This window comes from Candidatus Neomarinimicrobiota bacterium, assembly GCA_022573815.1.
Lineage (GTDB): Bacteria > Fidelibacterota > SORT01 > SORT01 > SORT01 > JACZTG01.
On sequence record JACZTG010000032.1, the window covers coordinates 1 to 20,423 of the forward strand.

The following is a 20,423-nucleotide window of genomic DNA, read 5'->3' on the forward strand; positions in this document are numbered from 1 at the left end:
GCTTCAAAGGAAAAAGATGATATATCTGCCGAGCATCAGGAAGCAATGATTGCAGTGGTTGCAGAGGAGAGAAATCAGGATGCATTAAAATTTCGGCTATCAGGAATTGAGGAAACCCGTGTTGACGCTAATTCCCGTATAGAATCGTCTTCCAAAGAGATCATAATATCCAAACAGAATATAATTGACCTTACAAACGAGAATGTAGAATCCGATCTGAAAATATTAGAGTTTGAAAAAGAAAGAAAAGATCTTTTTGCTGAGCGTGATGAACTAAACGGCAAAAAAGAAGTATTGCGTAAGGAGAAAATTGATTTAGACGAGGAACTGCGCGAAAAACGAAAAGAGAAAGATGTAGTCTCCGAATCAACGCAGGGGATGGAATTAAGACTGACGGAATATAAAATGGAGTCCGAGCGGATTTTCAACCACATATCAGCTACCTATAGAGTTCAGATTACAGAACCTCCCGAAGATGATTCGATGGATGTAAGCGCAGAAACCGATAAATTGTTAAGGCTGAGAACAAAAATTGAGAATATGGGTCCCGTTAATATGGCGGTAGAAGATGAATTTCAAAATGAATCGGAACGACTTGAGTTTCTGATAAAACAAAGAGATGACCTCACATCGGCGGAGAAATATCTGTTATCTACGATGAAACAGATTGACGATACTGCTCGCAAACAATTTTTGGAGTGTTTCGAAAAAATCCGGGAAAATTTCAAAAGAACATTTAGTATGTATTTTGATGGCGGGAATGCGGATATACAACTCAGAGAAAATGAAGACCCGCTTGAGGCGAGGATCGAAATTAGCGCGCGTCCCCCCGGAAAGAGAAATCACGCTCTCAAACAGCTGTCAGGAGGTGAAAAATCTCTCACCGCGATAGCATTATTATTTGCTATATATTTGGTAAAACCGAGTCCTTTCTGTATATTGGATGAAGTAGATGCGCCTTTGGATGACGCAAATATCAAAAGATTTAGCAAAGTACTTGAACAATTTGCAAAAGATACGCAATTTATTGTTGTTACGCATAATAAAGACACGATGAAATCAGCAGGATCTTTATTGGGAGTAACGATGGAAGAAGTAGGAGTATCAAAAATTGTTTCTGTCAAGTTGAATTAAGAAATATAGAGTAAGTTAAATTGAAATCTTGTAGAATCATTTTATTATCATTTATAATATTCTTTAACATTGCTTTCTTGCAAGGACAAACCAATAACGCCAAGTCTGAATATATATCATTTGATGTGGATTATGCCTCCTTTAAGGCTGAAGAGGGGAAGTTACTGTTAGAAGTATATTTTCTCGTTTCAAGATCAGAATTTAAGTTCAACAAAGAAGAAGAAAAATTTGCTTCAAGGCATACTATCGAAATCGAAATATTTAGAAATGATACTCTTATAGTTGAAGACGCATGGGAGAGGATTGACAGAACAGAAGATGTTGAATCAGTAAGCTCGTCGCAATTATTACCCGATTTTTCAGCATTTGTACTTCCTGCCGGTATTTATAATATGCGAGTTGTAATGACCGATGTGAACACCAAAATTTCGGGAGTGAAACAAGAACGAATCGTATTGCAATCATATCAGAGTGATGAATTAGTTCTTAGTGATGTGGAGTTTGCAACTTCTATAAAAAGCGTTGAAAGCAATGGAATATTTACAAAATACGGAAGGGACATAATCCCCAATGCAGCTTCCACTTACGGCAACGAGTTACCCGTTCTTTATCTATATTGTGAGATTTACAATTTGAAGAGTGAAGAGGAGTTCAAAGATACCGAATATCAGGTTGAGTATATGGTTACAGACTTGAACGGAGAAGAGATCATTAAACTCCCGGCAAAGGTTATCAAAAAACCCGGTCAATCAAGTATTGATATGGGCGGCATAAATGTGGTCTCCCTTAGAAGTAAAGGCTATATTTTTAGGATAAGGGTCACTGATTTAGCAACAAATGAAGTCGCGACACGAAGCAAAAAATTCTTCATTTACCGACCCGGCGAGGTGCAAGTATTAGCTGAGGGCAATCCATCTGATGCGTTTATAGGCGATGGCAGCTACCTTGAGAGCATATACGCGGAAATGACGCTGAAAGAATTAGATGATGAGTGGGAAAAACTTAAAATTCTTGCGAATAAAAATGAACGGAATCTGTATAAAGGCTCCGAGGAAGCAGCAAGGCGGAAAGTAATTTTAAACTATTGGAAGGTAAGAGAAGGAAGAGTATCGCGTGATGATTATCTTGAACGCGCCGCATTGGCTAAAAGGCAGTGGTCAGGAATGAGAGACGGTTGGAAGACAGACAGGGGTCGCGTGATTCTCACCTATGGCAAACCTGATGAGATTGACAGGAATCCGCACAGCGTAGATTCGCGACCATTTGAAATCTGGCGGTATTTTAATATTGAGGGCGGAATTGAATTCGTCTTTGTAGATAAACAAGGATTTTCTGATTATGAATTGGTGCATTCCAGCGCAAGAAACGAACTTCAAGATTACAATTGGCAGCGTTGGATACAATTTTCTGCAACACAATCAAGTCAAATCGGTACTATTGGGCGTTGAATTTTTTACTAAAGAGTCTTTCCCCTTAAGTTAAGAGAAATGCCGGAATAATTTTGGAAAGTATAAAGATCGGCATTGATTTAGGGGGCTCAAAATTTCGTATTGGACTTGTGAACTCCGATAACGCATTTATCGGTGATTCCATTCGGGTACCTATTGATGAAATAATCGAATCAGATGAACTTGTCAGTCGAATCACAGATTCGGTAAATTCTATATTGGATTCCAACGGGCTGACTAAGAAGGATATTGTCGGTATGGGAATCGGCTCACCCGGACCGCTTGATCCGGAAACCGGCATAATACTTGAAACTCTAAATTTGAAATATCTCAGGGGATATCCCTTGGGTGATAAATTGAAAGAATCCCTATCATTGAATATTGTAATCGGTAATGATGCAAATTGTTTCGTTCTTGGACAGCAACTCGCAGGAGCGGCTGCCGGATATCAAAATGTATTCGGGATAACCCTGGGCACCGGATTTGGATGTGGCGTAATAATTGATGGAGCTTTATTAGAAGGGTCAACAGGTACAGCCGGCGAATTCGCTATTTCGCCCTATCTTGATGGTACGTTCGAAGATTATATAAGCGGAAGAGGGCTTAAAAAGATTTACAAAAAATTATCAGGCGAGCTAAAACGCCCATTCCAAATTGAAGATGAAGCGCGAAACGGATCCACCGTTGCTATTGAGGCTTTTCAGGAGTTCGGATATCATATCGGGAATTCATTATCTTATATTGTGAATCTCCTCGATCCTGAAATAATAGTTATTGGAGGTTCAATAGCCAACGCGTATGATTTGTTTATTGAATCTGTTTGGAAAAACCTCAATAAAAATATTTATAAGATACCTGCTGAGCGTCTCAAAATAGAACCTGCCGTGGATGGAGAGCTGAACGCTGTGTTAGGGGCAGCAATGCTGGTTGATGCGAGGACAAAACGTATTCCGGGCAAGGAATAAGCAATTACCGATAAATCAAAAAAATAAATAGGAATCTATAATGATCAACGATAATAATCCGTTTGATATTGCAATGCATAATTTTGATTTGGCTGCCGAAAAATTGGGGCTGAGTGAAAATATGAGACAAAGAATTAAATTCCCTCAGAGGGTATTAATAGTTTCCATACCGGTTAGGATGGATAATGGCGACGTTTTTAGATTTGAAGGTTACAGAGTGCAGCACAATATGATGAGAGGTCCCGCGAAGGGGGGTGTCAGGTATCATCCAAACGTGACGATGGATGAAGTGAAAGCGCTTGCAACATGGATGACGTGGAAATGCGCGGTTGTGGGAATTCCTTATGGCGGCGGGAAAGGAGGAGTAACCTGTAATCCGAAAGAAATGTCTCAGAACGAACTTGAGCGTCTCACACGTCGGTATTTCAGTGAGATTATGCCGATCATAGGTCCCGAAAAGGATATACCCGCTCCTGATGTATACACAAACGCCCAAACTATGGCCTGGATGATGGATACTTTCAGCGTAAATAAAGGATATACTGTTCCCGGTGTGGTGACAGGTAAGCCTATTGAAATTGGAGGTTCCCTGGGTAGGGAATCCGCTACTGCCCGCGGAGTTATCTATACAGTCGAAAGTGCGGCAAAGCATCTTAATATTGATCTGTCCAACGCTACCTGTGCCGTTCAGGGCTATGGAAATGCCGGGGGTAACGCAGCAAGATTAATCCATGAACTTGGAACCAAAGTAGTTGCCGTTTCCGATTCAAAGGGGGGTATTTATAATAAAAACGGATTAGATCCTGATGAAGTAGCGAAGCATAAAAAAGAGACCGATTCTGTAATAGGCTTTTCCGGTGCGGATGACATTACAAATACAGAACTTCTTGCCATTGAGTGTGATATCTTGATTCCTGCTGCCTTAGAAAATGCGATTACTAAAGAAAATGCCGATGATGTGAAAGCAAAAATAATAGCGGAAGCAGCTAATGGACCTACTACTCCTGAAGCTGATAAAATCCTTGAGGACAAGGGAATATTTATTATTCCTGATATTCTAGCTAATGCGGGCGGAGTAACAGTTTCATACTTTGAATGGGTTCAAAACGGTCAGAATTTTTTCTGGTCGTTAGAAGAGATAAATGACCGTCTCCGTACTGTAATGCTGGAGGCATTTAAATCGGTATTTGAGACGAAAGAAAAGTATCATGCGCATATGAGAATTGCCGCGAATATGCTTGGAATCAGCCGTGTAGCTGAGGCAGCGGAACTAAGAGGACTTTATCCGTAAAGACTTTACTTTTGGACTGACATCTCTGATAAAAAACGGTACCCTGGAACTATGGCGGGGTCTTCGGGATTTTGTTTATCCTCCATATTGTATGCTGTGTGATGCGTCATTAGAGCCGGAAAATAAACTTGTTTGTAATAGCTGTTGGGAGAGATTAAATCCCGCCGAAGAATTAGAAAGTTTTATTTCGCAGGATCAGATTTTTTCTGTTTTTCCGTATTCTCCTGATATGAAAACTATCATTCACGAATTGAAGTATTACGGGAAGACTCATCTTGCCGGAAATCTCGGGAATGCGGTAGGCAAGTTAATATTAGAAAACAAGCAGTTATCCAACGCCGATTATATCGTTCCGGTACCTCTCCACAAGGTGAGATTGCGCTCAAGAGGGTTTAATCAAAGCGAACTCCTATCAGAGAAAATATCAGAAGTTACGGGAATATCTTGCGTCGCCGGTCAACTAATTAGAAAGCGGTATACTGAGACACAGGCGACTTTACCTCTGAATAAACGAGCTAAAAATGTTGAGGGAGCTTTTCAAATAAAAGACGATAAAATATTTAATAAGAAACGCGTTATCCTTGTTGATGATGTAATTACCACCGGCAGCACATTATTAGAATGTATTAAAGTTCTCAAAGCGGGTGGAGCCGGGGAAGTTAAAGCGGTAACGGCTGCGATGGCTTAAATATAGCAGATATGAGTCAATTGCAAATCCACTGATTTTGTAGTATATTGACCTCTCTTTAAAACAGATTTGAGGATTGATATGCGTGCTTATAAAGGTGTAGATTTTTATGGAATTGATGGTCTTCTCAGTGAAGAAGAACGTCTGACGCGAGACAGCGTCCGCAATTTTGTAAGCGAAAAGGTTATGCCTGTCATAGTAGAAAACTATAGGGCGGGGAAATTTCCTGTCGAGATGGTTAATCAGCTGGCGGAATTAGGTGTTCTCGGAGTCAGCCTTCCTGAAGAATACGGGTGCGCAGGTTCATCGAGTTTCATCTATGGATTAATTTGTCAGGAGTTGGAACGGGGCGATTCAGGAATCAGAAGTTTTGTGAGCGTACAGAGCTCGCTTGTGATGTGGCCTATTTTCACTTTCGGCAGCGAAGAACAGAAGAAAAAATGGCTGCCGGTTATGGCAAAGGGAGAGGTGGTGGGGTGTTTTGGTCTCACGGAGTCTGATGCGGGTTCCAATCCCGCCGGAATGCGAGCTACGGCAAAGAAAGAAGAAAATGAATGGGTGCTGAACGGCTCCAAAATGTGGATTACCAATGGCTCTATGGCGGATTTAGCTTTGGTCTGGGCAAAGACCGATGACGGAATAAGAGGTTTTTTGGTGGAGAAAGGAACTCCGGGTTTTTCTGCGAATGAAATCAGAGGAAAACTCTCGCTGAGAGCTTCAGATACTTCCGAGTTAGTGTTTGATAATTGCCGGATTCCAATGGAAAATGTCTTGCCCGGAAGCGATGGATTAAAATCTCCCTTATCGTGTTTGACGCAAGCGAGATACGGAATAGCGTGGGGAGTTGTAGGCGCTGCGATGGCATGTTATGATGAGGCGCTGAATTATGCGAAGGAGCGAATTCAATTTGATAAACCGATAGCGTCATTTCAACTGGTTCAAAGAAAACTTGTGAATATGTTAACCGAAATAACCAAATCTCAGTTAATAGCATATCGTCTTGGAAGATTAAAGGACGAGGGTAAGGCGACTGTTGAACGTGTATCTTTCGCCAAGCGGAGCAACGTCAAATCAGCCTTGGAAGTAGCGAAACTTGCGAGAGAAATATTGGGCGCCGCCGGAATAACCGATGAGCATCAGGCAATGCGGCATATGGCAAATCTTGAATCCGTATATACATACGAAGGTACTCATGATATGCATACACTTATATTGGGCGAAAATATTACAGGAATTGGAGCGTTTAATTAATACAATATGAAAAAATTAGATCATGTAGCGGTTGCGGTAAAATCGATTGAAGATATGCGGCAATTATTCACTGATCTGCTTGGCGTGGAGCCCGAATTAGAAAATATACCGGATGAAAATGTAAACACCGCTGTTTATAATCTGAACGATGTTTCAATTGAGCTCATTGAACCGGCTGGCGAAGAAGGTCCTATAAACAGGTTTTTGGATAAAAGAGGAAACGGATTACATCATATTTGTTTTGAAGTAGATAATATCGAAGACGCTGTGAAAGAATATTCGAGTAAAGGTTTTGAAGTTATTGACTCCACTCCCAAAAGGGGAACAGGCGGGAAACAGATAGTTTTTCTACATCCGAAATCAACCGGCGGGATATTAATAGAGCTCAATTCAATTCCGGCAGAAGCGAGAAAGAGCGATGATTAAAATCGATGATCCAATATTGGCAGATCTGCCGAAAAGCCCGGGCTGCTACCTGTTTAAAAATTCTGACGGCGAGGTGATTTATGTAGGTAAGGCGAAAGTCTTGAAAAACAGAGTCCGCTCCTATTTTCTGAAAGGAACAGCTAAAGACGGCAAAACCAGATTATTGGTCAAAAAAATTAAAGATTTGGATTGGCTCGCCACAGACAACGAGGTGGAAGCGTTCATATTAGAAGCCAATCTTATAAAGGAACACAAACCGCGTTATAACATAACACTGAAGGATGATAAGAGTTTTCCATTTATAAGGATAACAAATGAGCCGTATCCTCAGGTTTTTCTCACGAGAAAAGTAATTCGTGACGGGTCGAAATATCTTGGACCGTTTACAAACGTTAAAAAAGTTCGTGATGCGTTGAAAGTTGTCAAAAAAGTTTTTTCTATACGCTCTTGTTCTTACAATATAAATGATGAATTTATCAGTCAGAAAAAAGCGAAAATCTGTCTCGATTTTCATATAAAAAAATGTGATGGCCCCTGTGAAGGATTAATCCCGCAGACAGATTACGCTTTAATGGTGAAGCAGGTGGAAGACTACCTCAACGGGAAAACTGCCGGCGTTATCAACTATCTCAAGCAGAAGATGAGCGATTCTGCCGCGGATGAAGAGTTTGAGGATGCGGCACGGTTTCGCGATCAACTCGAAATAGTAAAAAAACGGGCGGAAGCTCAAATGGTGGAGTCGTTTGAAAACAAGGATCGCGATTTCATAGCTATTTCGCATGAAGATGAAGATGCTTGTGGTGTAGTTATGCGGGTGCGTGAAGGGAAACTCATAGGTCAGGAACATTTTTTTCTCAAAGGTATTAATGAGGAGAAATCCGGAGTAGTACTTGAACAATTTTTAAGCCAATATTACACGAATTCAGAAACTGTTCCAAGAGAAGTGTACACGGATATTCAGATTGAAAACGCAAAATCCATTGAAGCTCTGCTTCAGAAGAAAAGTAGTAAAAGCGTTACTCTCGTACAGCCACAGCGAGGAAAAAAGCGGAAGCTTTTGAAAATGGCGATGAAAAACGCAGAACTGCATCTCAAGGAGTTTTTGCTGAACAGAATCGCCCGTGCAGATTACATCCCCAAAAGCCTTTCCGCGCTGAAAAAAGATCTTACTCTTGATGAAATACCTCGAAGAATCGAGGCATTTGACATATCCAATTTCCAGGGAGAAGATGCGGTGGGCGCAATGGTCTGTTTCATTAATGGGGCGCCTCGAAAAAGTGAATACAGGAAATTTAAGATTAAAACCGTTCAAGGACCTGATGATTTTTCTATGATGAGAGAACTGTTATTGAGGCATTATCGTCGTGTGCAGGACGAGGATAAACCGCTTCCTGATTTGATACTTATAGACGGAGGAAAAGGTCAGCTGTCGGCTGCGGTGACAGTTCTGAAAAATCTTGATCTGATGGATATTGCTCTGATAGGTCTAGCTAAAAGATTGGAAGAAGTATATAAACCTGAACATAGCGAATCACAGAATATAGCGAAAACTTCTCCCGGACTGAGTTTATTGAGGAGAATAAGAGATGAGTCCCATCGGTTCGCGGTCACTTATCACCGCAAACTTAGAAAGAAGAGGACACTGCACTCTGTTCTTGACGACGTCCGAGGTGTTGGTCCTAATAAGAGAAACGCCCTTTTAACTGAATTTAAATCAGTGAATGATATTAAAAACGCCAAAATCGAGGAGCTGCAGTCCGTTCAGGGAATATCTTCAAAACTTGCCGAATCTATAAAGAAGCAGTTAATTGAGCTAATGGATTGAAGATAAGAAATTTAAAATATTTTTTACTTCTGACATCACTATTCTGTTCATCTCTGTATGGGCAAAAAACAGCTGATCAGAGTACATTGGTTTTTCCTCAATTCAGGCATGCGCCTATAAGGAAAGTGGGTAAATATTATCTTTTACTTTATGCGGGAATGTCAACAAAAATAAAGAACCCACAGGGATTAGCCGTTGTAAAATTAAATTCAAGAGACGATCCTGATGTCTCTAAAGACGATGACGAGATAACCGTTTACGGAGTCAACAGCGATGATAACAGCGTTATATATAATAATTCCCTGCTTTCTATTGCCGTTTACGGCAAAGACTTGCCGAATGAGCAAAGTCTTAAGATGCCGAGAGGTATCACAGCTAACGCTGATGGAAGAATCCTCGTCGCTGATACAGGCAATGACAGAATAGTAGAGCTTAAGGACAGCGGATCACTCTCGTATGTGCGGTCATACGGCGAAAAAGGAAATGAAGCAGGCAAGTTCAATTCTCCCACCGATGTGCAGATGGACTCTCAGGGAAACTTTTATGTTGTTGATAGCGGGAATAATCGTATACAAATATTCTCCGCTGATGGAGAACTTATGAAAATCTGGGGTGAGGATGATAATCTGAAATTTCAAAATCCGATTTCAATAGCCGTTACAGATCCTCTCGAAAGATGGTCTTACAGTAAAACGGGATTTTCCGTTATAGTTGACGAGGGAGGAAAGAAACTAAAAAAAATATCGAGCGAAGGCGTTTTGATGAAAGAGGTATCGGGTAAAGATTTAGGATTCCCGAATATGGAATTTACATTTCTCGCCATTGATTTCTATAATAATATATATGCTACCGATCAGAAAAATAACGTTATACACAAGTTCAAATCTGATCTGACTTATCTAACGACTTTTGGAGCCAGAGGAAAAAAGAAGAACGAGTTTATCGAGCCCAGGGGGATAGGAATCTGGCGAAGACTTGGTCAGGTAATAATCGCAGAAAAAGAAACTGTGCAGTATTATCTCATAGGAACGGATTTGTTGGATGTGAAGCTGGATAATAATAGGGGTAATGCTCAAATTTCGGGAGTATTGACTGAAAGATCATACTTGAATGTTGATGTGTTCGATTCAAAAAATAATTTCGTAAAACGGCTGAACCGCACAGGACAAAAATATGGACCCGGTAAGATAACCTTCAGATGGAATATGATGCCGGGAGATTTCACCGAAACTTTAAAAGAGATGACCGGATACAAAAGAAAAAAAGAGTATCCCATCGATGAGAAAGTTCCTCCCGGGAGGTATAAAATAATTCTTGAGTCCAAGGCTACTTATTCATCCAAAAAATATTTTTCCGACAAGGTGGAATTAAAATTTGAGATTAATGATAACGGTGAAATATTAAATATTAAAATTAAAGATTAAAGAACAGTGGAAAAAATAAAAGTTACGGTTGAATTAGCTCTTGAACACGGGTTGTCCGAAGAGGAGTTCGAAAAAGTAAAGAGCATCTTGGGCAGGACTCCCAATTACACAGAATTAGGAATATTTTCTGTGATGTGGAGCGAGCATTGTTCCTATAAATCGTCTATAGCAGAGCTGAAAAAACTGCCGAGAGACGGGGAGCGAATTCTTGCCGGCGCAGGTGAAGAAAACGCCGGATTGGTTGATATTGGGGACGGTCTGGCTATCGCTTTTAAAATTGAAAGCCATAATCATCCTTCGGCTTTAGAACCTTATCAAGGCGCCGCAACAGGTGTGGGAGGTATATTAAGAGATATATTCAGTATGGGCGCCCGACCGATTGCTTGCTTGAATTCACTGAGGTTCGGCTCGCTTGAGACTGCGCGAAACAGATATTTGTTTGAGGGTGTTGTCCGTGGGATAGGGGACTACGGGAATTGCATGGGTATCCCTACTGTAGCCGGGGAAATATATTTCGATCCAAGCTATGACGGAAATCCATTGATCAACGCAATGGCTGTTGGCATAGTGAAGCATAATGATTCCATAAGCGCGTTGGCGAAGGGAGAAAATAACAGCGTGTTTATCCTTGGGTCTTCAACGGGTCGTGACGGAATTCATGGCGCCACATTTGCCTCGGTTGAGCTGTCTGAGAAGTCGGAAGAAAAAAGAACAGCGGTGCAGGTGGGTGATCCATTCACCGAAAAACTCCTTCTCGAAGCCGTGCTGGAATTAACCGCAGCGAAGATACTGACAGGGATGCAGGATATGGGAGCGGCAGGCATTATCTGCTCAACATCCGAGATGTCGGATAAAGGGAACGTGGGAATGAATATTGATCTTGCCAAAGTCCCGCTGCGGGAAGAGGGGATGAGTCCGTATGAAATACTTCTATCGGAATCTCAGGAGAGGATGCTCCTTGTCGTTAAGAAAGGCAAGGATAAAGAAGTCATAAAAATTGCTGACAAGTGGGGACTTAACTGCGTAAAAATTGGTGAAGTAACCAGCGACAGCGAGCTTAAATTCAAAATGAATGGAAAGAGCAGCGCAGTTGTGCCGGCTGAACCGTTGGTCTTAGGGGGGGGAGCGCCGGTATATAATAGGGAAAGCAAAAAACCGGAGTATTTGGAGAAACTCAACACTCTTGACTTGGAAACTATTAAGGTTCCCGAAAATTTGGAAGAAGCGTTTTTTCAGGTTTTGACTTCACCGAATATTGCCAGTAAACGATGGGTGTACCGTCAGTACGATAGTACGGTTATGACCAATACTATTATTGGTCCCGGAGCTGCGGATGCTGCCGTCATCCGCATAAAAGAATCTGAAAATAAGGCTATTTCGCTGAAGACTGACGGCAACGGAAGATACACGTATCTCAACCCGCGAATGGGAGGGATGATAGCGGTTGCGGAGTCAGCACGGAACGTAGTAGCTACGGGAGCAAAGCCGCTGGCTGTGACAAATTGTCTGAATTTCGGAAACCCGGAAGACCCGGAAGTTTACTGGACGTTCAAGGAAGTAGTAGCAGGGATGGGTGAAGCCTGTACTGTCCTGGGTACACCGGTGACCGGCGGTAACGTCAGTTTTTATAACGAAAGTCCGAAGGGAGCTGTATATCCAACGCCTGTAGTAGGAATGCTTGGGCTTATTCAAGACCTATCTCACATACGGCAAATGGGGCTGGTTGATGAGGGAGACTTTATCATTTTGTTAGGCGCTCTTCAATGCTGTATCGGCGGCTCGGAGTACCTTAGCGTTGTTCATGGAAAAGTGCAGGGTGAAATTCCAAATATTGATCTTGAATATGAGAAAAAAGTTCAAGATTCGGTATTAAACGGAATACGGGCAGGTATAATAAAATCAGCGCATGATATTTCAGATGGTGGTTTATCTATTGCGTTGGCTGAGTGCTGCATGGCGGGACGGAACAATCTCGGCGCAAATGTCGTCATAAATAGAAAGCTGAGAGACGACGAGTTGCTGTTTGGAGAGATGCAGTCGGCGTTTATCATTACAGTATCGGAAAGTGATTTGATGAAGATTGAAGAAATAACCGCAAAATTTCAAATCAGCTGCGAGGCTCTTGGCAGAGTCGGCGGAAACAGCCTGAAAATAAACTCATATTTTGATCTGCCCATAAGTGAATTGAAGAAGAGATATGAGTCTGTTATTCCGAAACAAATGGAAAGGAGGTTGAGATGAAATTAAAAGTATTTGGGTTTTTCATTTCTTTATTTGTTTTAAATCCCGGTTTGGCGCAGGCTCAGAACGAGCATGAGTATACAGATATTAAACGAGTTGACCTCTCTGAAATTGAAGATTACGTGATTAAAAAAGTATCCGGCAGGACCACATCTATTCAGAAATTACCGAATTTCGTATTGGAAGACACAACGGGGAAGATTCAGGATTTTTATCAGTTTTTAAAAGGTAAAAATATTGTGTTGCTTACATTTTTTCGCGCGGATTGCGATAATTCCTATTATGAGTACCCTAATTTTGAAAAGAATTATAAGAAATTTAAGTCAAAAGGATTTGATATATTCTCAATTATGGAATACTCGAACGACGATTATTTAGAAGAGTATTTGATGAACTTCTCGCCTGTGTTCACTACTACTTTAGGCACGCGCACCAAAGAAGATGAAGATGTACGGTTTTTAACCGACCATTACCGCTTACGGAAATCATTGGGTGATTCAAGGAAATGGGGAACGCCGTTCAGTTTCTTGATTAAAGACGGCGACCTTCGGAATGTTTGGTACGTGGGCGGCGAATTCAATCCGGGCGACTTAGAGAAGTTTCTGGAAGAAAACCTTTAGTGGCAGTCAAGACTTGTCCTGACGCCCTCAGGTGGGTTGTGCGGTCAGGGCCTGTCCGGCTATGCCATCCACAGACGGGCACAAGCCCTAACCAACACAGGCTACTGTCATTGCGAGAGTGTCAACGACACGACGCGGCAATCTCAGATGTAGGGGAGGGTCTGCGATCCTCCCGCTTAAAACACACCCCAGCCTCTGGCTATAAGATTTCTGAAGGATCGGCTACCCCTCTCAAGAGGGGAATATTCAGAGAGTAGCGCGTACGGAAGTCGAATTCAATCCGGGCGACTTAGAGAAGTTTTTGGAAGAATACCTTTAGTCGGAAGTTTCGACTGATTTTTCGGCGTATCTGATAATCTCAGCGGCTACGTCAACTCCTGTAGTTTTTTCGATTCCCTGTAATCCGGGTGAAGAATTCAGTTCAATAATAATCGGTTCTCCCGGAATATCAAAGAAATCTACCCCTGAAATTTCAAGTCCCAATGCCTTGGTTGCTTTTATTGCCGTTTCCTCCTGAATTTTACTGAGAACCACTCTCTTTCCGGTGCCGCCGCGGTGGATGTTTGCCCTAAACTCTTCGGGAGCGGCTTCTCTCTTCATAGCGGCAACTACCCTATCACCCACAACAAAAGCGCGTATATCACGCCCCCGTGATTCTGCGACAAACTGCTGTATCAGAATATCCTGCCCAAGGTTCCATAGCGTATCAAGTGTTGATTCAAAAGATTCCTTTGTTTCGGATAGAATAACACCAATGCCTTGTGTTCCCTCAATAAGCTTAAGCACTACGGGCGGTCCGTCGGTAAGTTGAAGAGCTCGCTTAAGCTGATTCGGATTTCGCGCCATAACGGTTTTCGGAATACGGATTCCCTCAAAATCCAATATTTGCAAAGCACGCATTTTATCACGCGAGCGGCTGATTGAATCAGAATCATTCAAAACTCTTGACCTGAGTATCTGAAATTGCCGGACGACAGAAATTCCATAGTTTGTTAATGAGGCGCCAATACGGGGGATTAAGACATCGGGCGGCTTAATTTTTCTGCCGTTATAATAGATAGAATGCTGTGACTGCCCGAGGTTTAGTTGGCATTTCAACGGATTATATACTATTACGGTGTGCCCTCTTTCGCGGGCTGAATCTCGAATTCTCTTTGTAGAATAAATTCTACTTCCCTTTGATAGGATACCTATTCTCATAATTTCTCTGCTCGCGCTTTAGCGCGTAACAGCGCTTCTACTGCTTGTTCGTGGATTAACCCGTTAGTGAAAAGGATATTACCTGATTCAACATCGAAAGGTTCACCAAACGGGGAACTTATTTTTCCTCCGGCTTCCTGCAAAATAATACTACCAGCCGCAATATCCCAGGGTTGGAGCATAAATTCATAATAAATATCGAATCTGCCGTTAGCTGTATAACAGGCGTCAAGCGCTGCAGCGCCGGGTCTGCGCAAACCTTGCGCATTGGTCAGCATTTCCCGAACTCCTTCCAGAACCAGGTCGAGTATTCTTTCATTTTCATATGGAAATCCTGTCACCACAAGAGCATGACTCAATTCTCCGACCTTTGAAACGAATATTTGTTCATTATTTAAATATGCGCCTTCGCCTTTAGCGGCGCTGAACTCGTCATTATGATACGGGTCGAAAACAACTCCGGCTGTTATCTCACTATCAAATTCGTACGCGATGGATACGCTAAATCCGGGAAGCGAATGTACGAAATTAGTTGTACCGTCAAGCGGATCCACAATCCATCTCTCATTTCGCCGTCCGTGTGAAGTCTCTATTTCCTCAGAAGTTATATGAATATCGGGAAAATGTTTTGATAAAACTGTTAAAATCGCCTCTTCTGATTCCCTGTCAGCATCCGTGACAAGATCAATTTTACTTTTGAATTCAAGTTTCCCAATATTTCCAAGACGTTTTCGAAGAACTTTACCACCTTCACGCGCGGCTAATCGAGCAATTTCAAGATGGTCCGAACTCAACTCAGTTACCTTGGTATTTGGAAATATATTCCTTCGTCAGTTTAACTGTAAGTGGCGATAATAGAAGTATAGCAATTAGGTTAGGAACTATCATCAGTCCGAGCGCAATATCTCCAAGAGTCCAGGCGAGATTTATCGTAAGATTCGCCCCGATAAAAATTGCTATCGTAAAGAGTATCCTGTACGGCTTGATTCCTTTTTTACCCACAAGGAATTCAACACCTCTATCCCCGTAATAGCTCCACGCAATTGCTGTGGAAAATGCGAATAGAATTACAGCAAACGTAATGAAATAGTTACCCCAATTTCCCGGCAGACCGGTACTGAACGCTTGAGCTGTAAGATTTGCGCCTGTCAGCAGCATTTGCCCGCTAATTGCCAAAGATTCATCGTGAGAAGAGAGGTCAATATTTCCTTCGTCATTTAATTGTAAGGTACCGGTAAATGCGGATTCTTCACCGTCCATTCCGGATAACGTCAGGACTTTTGGAGAACCGATATCTCCTTTTTCACGAAATAGCCAAACATCGTCTTGAATTACGCCATCCTGAACAGATATAGTTCCTGAATGCACTAATTGTTCATCAAGGTTATAAAGATCAACATCCTGCGGGGAGCCGCTGTAAAAGACTACTTCAGCAAGGTTAGCTCCCGATACACGGTTATCATATTGGCTGTGCCAGACTCCGGTGGTAATTATAACTAATCCGGTCATTGTGCAAATTGTGAGAGTATCAAGAAATGGTCCCAACATACCGATTATTCCTTCTCTTACAGGTTCTTTGGTTTTAGCGGCTGCGTGAGCGATAGGCGCGGAACCTTGACCTGCTTCGTTTGAAAACAATCCTCTTTTGATACCCCACACTAAAGTCATTACCCAGGCAGAACCGAAAAAACCGCCCAACTTACCTTCCGGTGTGAATGCGCCATCGAAAATTGCTCTAAGTGCGGATGGGATGCTGCCTGCATTGACAAATAATATATACATAGCAGCTATGACGTATAATACGGTCATAAACGGTACAAGTTTACTTGTAACTCTGGCGAGTCTTTTAATACCGCCGACTATAACGAGCGCTACAAGAATGGAGAGCGCTATACCTGTAACAACAGGCGGTATTCCGAAATCGCGCTCCACAGCCGAAGCAACAGTATTTGACTGCACCATATTAGGTGTGTTGAATGAGCCGATTATCAGAACTATAGCAAAGGTAACTGCCATCCATTTAAATTTTGGTCCCAGTCCATACAGTATGGTGTACATTGGGCCACCCGAAGCAGAACCGTCTTCATTTATTTTACGAAATTTGTGAGCGAGAGTTATTTCAGCGTATTTTGTCGCCATACCGAAGAATCCTGTAACCCAGATCCAAAAAAGCGCTCCGGGACCGCCCCAATGAATGGCAGTGGCGACGCCTGCGATATTTCCAATTCCTATAGTAGCGGACAGCGCCGTGGATAAGGCTTGAAAATGAGTAACATCGCCTTCATCATCGGGATCATCGAATTTCCCCCTGATAACATCAATAGCGTGACGAAATTGTGTGAATTGAATAAGTTTCAGCCGAAATGTTAGAAATATTCCGGTTCCCACTAAAAGGATGATAGTAAACCACGGTTTAACATCCGAGCTTCCCCAGATATAAGCGTTTATAGAATCAAAAAAACTTTGAACCTCGTGCATTTATTCTCCTTAACAGTGACGCTGCATTATCCGGCAAGCCGCAGAATTATCTGTCTTAAATATCAACTCGATACAAAATTACATATTTTAATAATGTGTTATTCTCCTACTCTTGCACTCCAAGAGAAGTTCGATAATAGTTATTTAATCCCGATTAGTCAAGTTCATTTAATGGACGCCTAACATTTCAGTGTTTCGTCTTTTATATTTGGATTAGATTACTATAATAAATATATTTCTCAGGTTATCAGGTAAAGACTATATTGATAATAATTACTTTCAAGAATTAAAGGTATCGGATTATGAAACTGTTCGTAGGTAATTTGCCACCTGAAGTAAGCGCTGAAGAGTTACTAAAACTTTTTGAAGAACACGGCTGGGTGGACTCGGTGGAAATTATCAAAGACCATGAAAACGGTAAATCGATGGGTTTTGGATTTGTAATTATGTCTACATCCACCGATGCGCAAAAGGCGCTCGAAGGCTTAAACGACAAAGAGAAGTTCGGACGAATATTAGATGTGCATGAAGATAGAAGAGATAGAGCCGAAAGGCGTGAATTTAGCGAACGCCGTAGCGGAATTTTGCGAAGAAAACTTTCCGATAGACGCAAAGACAGCGAAAGACGGGATGAGGATGACAGGCGGCATGAACTTTAAGCCGCGGAAAGTCTTTTATTTATAACTTATTAAATATATCAGTCATTAAAGATCTACTAATATCAAAATTAATGTTATTGCGTTTTCTCCAATACAAAAAATCAATGCCGGTGATGGAAAACAGGTAAAAAAACCTGCTGGTAATGGACCGGTTGTAAATGCGCAATATCTATATGATGATCGGGATTTCAACTCGCTTGCAATATATGTTTCTACGAGTCGGTTACCATTAGGAGTATCAATTTGGGGGTTTACGGAGGTGAACGGCTCCCAAAATATGCCCGACGATAGATATAATCTCACACGTTCTTTATCAGAGTATCGTTTTTCATTCGATAAGATAGGTCGTATGGTCAACATAAAAGGTTTGGTAGCGCAGATAGAATACAACGATATTACTCCGGGAGGAGGAGAAATTCTCCGGTTCGGAATGGCTTATAGGCATACCATAGCAATTCCTTCAATGGGGAAAATCGGCGGATTAGACGGCTGGCTTCAGTGGCGTGCGAATCCCTTTGAAACTGACGGAGATGGCGGACAGGCAAGTCTGATCTATTATATTCCGCTTCACAAAAAAGCGCATATAAACGGATGGATTGACCTGAATTATGCAGAAGGTCATAGTCCCCGATGGGTAGTAGGTCCTTTTTTGAATCTATACTTACATCAAAGAATTTGGGCTGTGCTTAGATATCGATATAACGGCATAGATGATGCCTTCGGGTTAGACGGTACAGGTTGGGCATTAGGATTAAGGGCTGATTTTTAGCGGAAGTAAATTTAAAAAAAATAAAAATAAATTTGCAATTTATATATAAACACTTATACTTCTTATGCGGAACATCAGTTGCGCCATTTAAATTTTATACTATAGTTCTTAACCGGAATAGGAGGATGCCATTTGGCATTAAAATTAATTATTAAACAAAATAGGTTAATACTCTTAATCATTTTAAAACGGAGAAAACAATGAAATTACCATTCATCTTAATTTTATTTGCTTCAATAACAGTGTCATGTGAAGGTCCGGTTGGTCCACAAGGCATCCAAGGCGATCAGGGCATTGTAGGCGAACAGGGCATTGTAGGTGAACAAGGACTACAAGGAGAGAGAGGAGTCTCAATGACAATGTTTGATCACACTGTCGTACTAACAGATTATTATCTTAGCGAGCTTTTTGTAGATGTTAACGGACTACCGGTACAGATGGCCGGAATATTACATGACAGTATTAAGGTAACAAGCGACATAAGTGTGTTCATCGACAGAGGTACAATACAAATATGGCAGCCCCAAATTTATGCCGTTGAGATGAGCCAAGGAAAGATTGGTCTGGTGGATGTAAATGCTAACATATATCTAGGCGAAACATTACGAGTTATTGTCACGAATTAAATGGAAGGGTGAAGTGATTTATGATATTCGGCAATTTATTATTTTCTGTGTTAGTCATGATATTATTCCTTTCTCCAAAACTTGAAGTAGGGGAGACAGCCCCGCTATTTACCGGCTTATCTACCGGTGGTAAGACCATCTCTCTTGAAAAATATCGCGGCAGCTGGGTTGTACTTTATTTTTATCCAAAAGCTTTTACTCCCGGATGTACAGCCGAGTCTTGTAGTTTGCGGGATAAATATGAGATTTTAATCGCCAAAAAGGCGGAAGTTATCGGTGTCAGTTTCGATGATATAGAAACACAGGAAGAATTTAAAACGGCTCACAATCTTCCATTTGATCTCATCAGCGATCACGATAAGAAAATCGCTAAACTTTATGATGCAGTAGGATTTTTAGGTCTATACGCCAAACGTAAGACCTATATTATCGGTCCTGATGGCAAGATAGCCTATATATTTCAAAAGATAGATACGAAAAATCACTCGGAAGAAGTAATAGCGGTTATTGAAAAGCTGGATGAAATTCCGGAATAAAGCAGGTAATCTGAATTGGCATTAGAAATGAGACCGATTTGCGAGAGATGCGAGACAAAATTCTCGGATTATTCAGATGCATACATTTGCGCATTTGAGTGTACTTTCTGTCCCGAACGCATAAATGAACGATAAGTGAACGCATATTGTCAAATAGCGTGTCTTATTTTGACAAATATCGTGGCGACATACATTAGGATTCTATTCAGAGAGTAAAATTCTTCTTGACATAAATATAAGCTTTATCATATATTCAGAGATGGCTATATAAGTCATGAAATCCCAAAGATAGCGAACCAAATAACTTTTTAAAGAGGGTACGTCTATGGATGAGGAACTTTCAGTAAAATTTATTCAGTCGGCATCTACTGTCTTGCGCGCTTTAGGTCATCCCGCAAGAATTAAAATTATCGAATACCTTCGTGGTGGAAAGAAAAGTGTCGGGCAAATCCAGGCAATATTAAATCTCTCTCAGCCGGTTACTTCTCAGCATCTTCGATATATGTATTCCAAAGGTATTGTGGATTACATCCAAGATGGCACTACATATAATTACTTCATAGCAAATGACTTTATTAACAAGATATATGATTGTATATCAAATTATCAGGAAAAAGTTCAGTCGGGGGAATGGAATTTAGAATCGATGAATTTTAAGGAAATGGAGGTTTAATTATGAGTAATTGGCAGGAAGATCAGCTCTTGGATTGTAAGGGAATGCAATGCCCTCTTCCAATTGTAAAAACAAAGAAAATGATAGACTCAATGGATGTTGATCAGATACTAAAGATGATTTCTACCGATCCGGGATCGATAAATGATATGGCAGCGTGGTCGCGGCG

Annotated in this window: 21 protein-coding genes; 18 read left to right on the plus strand and 3 right to left on the minus strand. The window is 41.3% G+C overall.

The genetic code is table 11. The features are described 5' to 3' along the window. From IIB39_09950 to IIB39_10000, 11 genes are all read left to right on the plus strand, one after another. The coding region (locus tag IIB39_09950) for a chromosome segregation protein SMC (GenBank protein MCH8929022.1) at positions 1–1,134 on the plus strand (1,134 nt) is incomplete at its 5' end. 20 nt (positions 1,135–1,154) lie between these two features. Continuing rightward, on the plus strand, positions 1,155–2,582 hold the full coding sequence (locus tag IIB39_09955; protein ID MCH8929023.1) for a GWxTD domain-containing protein: 1,428 nt from the start codon (positions 1,155–1,157) through the stop codon (positions 2,580–2,582). Between the two features lie 53 nt (positions 2,583–2,635). Beyond that, positions 2,636–3,547 (plus strand): ROK family protein, encoded by a 912-nt coding sequence (locus tag IIB39_09960; protein MCH8929024.1) that lies wholly within the window; start codon positions 2,636–2,638, stop codon positions 3,545–3,547. 40 nt (positions 3,548–3,587) lie between these two features. Continuing rightward, positions 3,588–4,838: a Glu/Leu/Phe/Val dehydrogenase gene (locus IIB39_09965; GenBank protein ID MCH8929025.1), complete on the plus strand. Its 1,251-nt coding sequence runs from the start codon at positions 3,588–3,590 to the stop codon at positions 4,836–4,838. A gap of 91 nt (positions 4,839–4,929) precedes the next feature. Then, on the plus strand, positions 4,930–5,526 hold the full coding sequence (locus IIB39_09970; GenBank protein ID MCH8929026.1) for a ComF family protein: 597 nt from the start codon (positions 4,930–4,932) through the stop codon (positions 5,524–5,526). A gap of 81 nt (positions 5,527–5,607) precedes the next feature. Continuing rightward, positions 5,608–6,777: an acyl-CoA dehydrogenase family protein gene (locus IIB39_09975; GenBank protein ID MCH8929027.1), complete on the plus strand. Its 1,170-nt coding sequence runs from the start codon at positions 5,608–5,610 to the stop codon at positions 6,775–6,777. 6 nt (positions 6,778–6,783) lie between these two features. Next, the gene (gene mce / locus IIB39_09980; protein MCH8929028.1) at positions 6,784–7,203 is read left to right on the plus strand and encodes a methylmalonyl-CoA epimerase; all 420 of its coding nucleotides are present in this window, start codon (positions 6,784–6,786) and stop codon (positions 7,201–7,203) included. Next, complete coding sequence (locus IIB39_09985) at positions 7,196–9,028, plus strand: excinuclease ABC subunit C (GenBank protein MCH8929029.1); 1,833 nt, start codon at positions 7,196–7,198, stop codon at positions 9,026–9,028. The genes mce and IIB39_09985 overlap by 8 nt, the downstream gene beginning before the upstream one ends. After that, a complete protein-coding gene (locus tag IIB39_09990; GenBank protein ID MCH8929030.1) occupies positions 9,025–10,452 on the plus strand; it encodes a hypothetical protein in 1,428 nt (475 codons plus the stop codon). Before IIB39_09985 ends, IIB39_09990 begins: the two co-directional genes overlap by 4 nt. Before the next feature lie 6 nt (positions 10,453–10,458). Next, positions 10,459–12,693, plus strand: a complete 2,235-nt coding sequence (purL, locus tag IIB39_09995; protein ID MCH8929031.1) for a phosphoribosylformylglycinamidine synthase subunit PurL — start codon at positions 10,459–10,461, stop codon at positions 12,691–12,693. Continuing rightward, complete coding sequence (locus IIB39_10000) at positions 12,690–13,313, plus strand: redoxin domain-containing protein (protein MCH8929032.1); 624 nt, start codon at positions 12,690–12,692, stop codon at positions 13,311–13,313. Before purL ends, IIB39_10000 begins: the two co-directional genes overlap by 4 nt. A 315-nt stretch (positions 13,314–13,628) precedes the next feature. Here the strand turns inward: IIB39_10000 and IIB39_10005 are convergent, their stop codons facing one another. Genes IIB39_10005 through IIB39_10015 form a run of 3 tightly spaced genes read right to left on the minus strand, consistent with a single transcriptional unit; the run spans position 13,629 to position 16,991 of the window. Then, positions 13,629–14,513 (minus strand): RimK family alpha-L-glutamate ligase, encoded by an 885-nt coding sequence (locus IIB39_10005; protein ID MCH8929033.1) that lies wholly within the window; start codon positions 14,511–14,513, stop codon positions 13,629–13,631. Further along, the gene (locus tag IIB39_10010) at positions 14,510–15,307 is read right to left on the minus strand and encodes an inositol monophosphatase (GenBank protein ID MCH8929034.1); all 798 of its coding nucleotides are present in this window, start codon (positions 15,305–15,307) and stop codon (positions 14,510–14,512) included. Before IIB39_10010 ends, IIB39_10005 begins: the two co-directional genes overlap by 4 nt. A gap of 1 nt (position 15,308) precedes the next feature. Next, positions 15,309–16,991: a sodium:alanine symporter family protein gene (locus tag IIB39_10015; GenBank protein ID MCH8929035.1), complete on the minus strand. Its 1,683-nt coding sequence runs from the start codon at positions 16,989–16,991 to the stop codon at positions 15,309–15,311. A 302-nt stretch (positions 16,992–17,293) separates the two neighbouring features. Between IIB39_10015 and IIB39_10020 the strand changes: the two genes are divergently transcribed. The 7 genes from IIB39_10020 to IIB39_10050 all read left to right on the plus strand — a co-directional run. After that, entirely contained in the window at positions 17,294–17,650 is a 357-nt protein-coding gene (locus tag IIB39_10020; protein ID MCH8929036.1) for an RNA-binding protein, read from the plus strand. A 277-nt stretch (positions 17,651–17,927) separates the two neighbouring features. Further along, a complete protein-coding gene (locus tag IIB39_10025; GenBank protein ID MCH8929037.1) occupies positions 17,928–18,419 on the plus strand; it encodes a hypothetical protein in 492 nt (163 codons plus the stop codon). A 200-nt stretch (positions 18,420–18,619) separates the two neighbouring features. Continuing rightward, complete coding sequence (locus tag IIB39_10030) at positions 18,620–19,045, plus strand: collagen-like protein (protein MCH8929038.1); 426 nt, start codon at positions 18,620–18,622, stop codon at positions 19,043–19,045. Positions 19,046–19,065: 20 nt separating this feature from the next. Beyond that, entirely contained in the window at positions 19,066–19,581 is a 516-nt protein-coding gene (locus IIB39_10035; protein MCH8929039.1) for a peroxiredoxin, read from the plus strand. Between the two features lie 15 nt (positions 19,582–19,596). Further along, the gene (locus IIB39_10040; GenBank protein MCH8929040.1) at positions 19,597–19,716 is read left to right on the plus strand and encodes a DUF1272 domain-containing protein; all 120 of its coding nucleotides are present in this window, start codon (positions 19,597–19,599) and stop codon (positions 19,714–19,716) included. 190 nt (positions 19,717–19,906) lie between these two features. Continuing rightward, positions 19,907–20,254: a winged helix-turn-helix transcriptional regulator gene (locus IIB39_10045; GenBank protein MCH8929041.1), complete on the plus strand. Its 348-nt coding sequence runs from the start codon at positions 19,907–19,909 to the stop codon at positions 20,252–20,254. A 2-nt stretch (positions 20,255–20,256) separates the two neighbouring features. After that, a partial coding sequence (locus IIB39_10050; GenBank protein ID MCH8929042.1) for a sulfurtransferase TusA family protein occupies positions 20,257–20,423 on the plus strand: 167 nt, incomplete at its 3' end.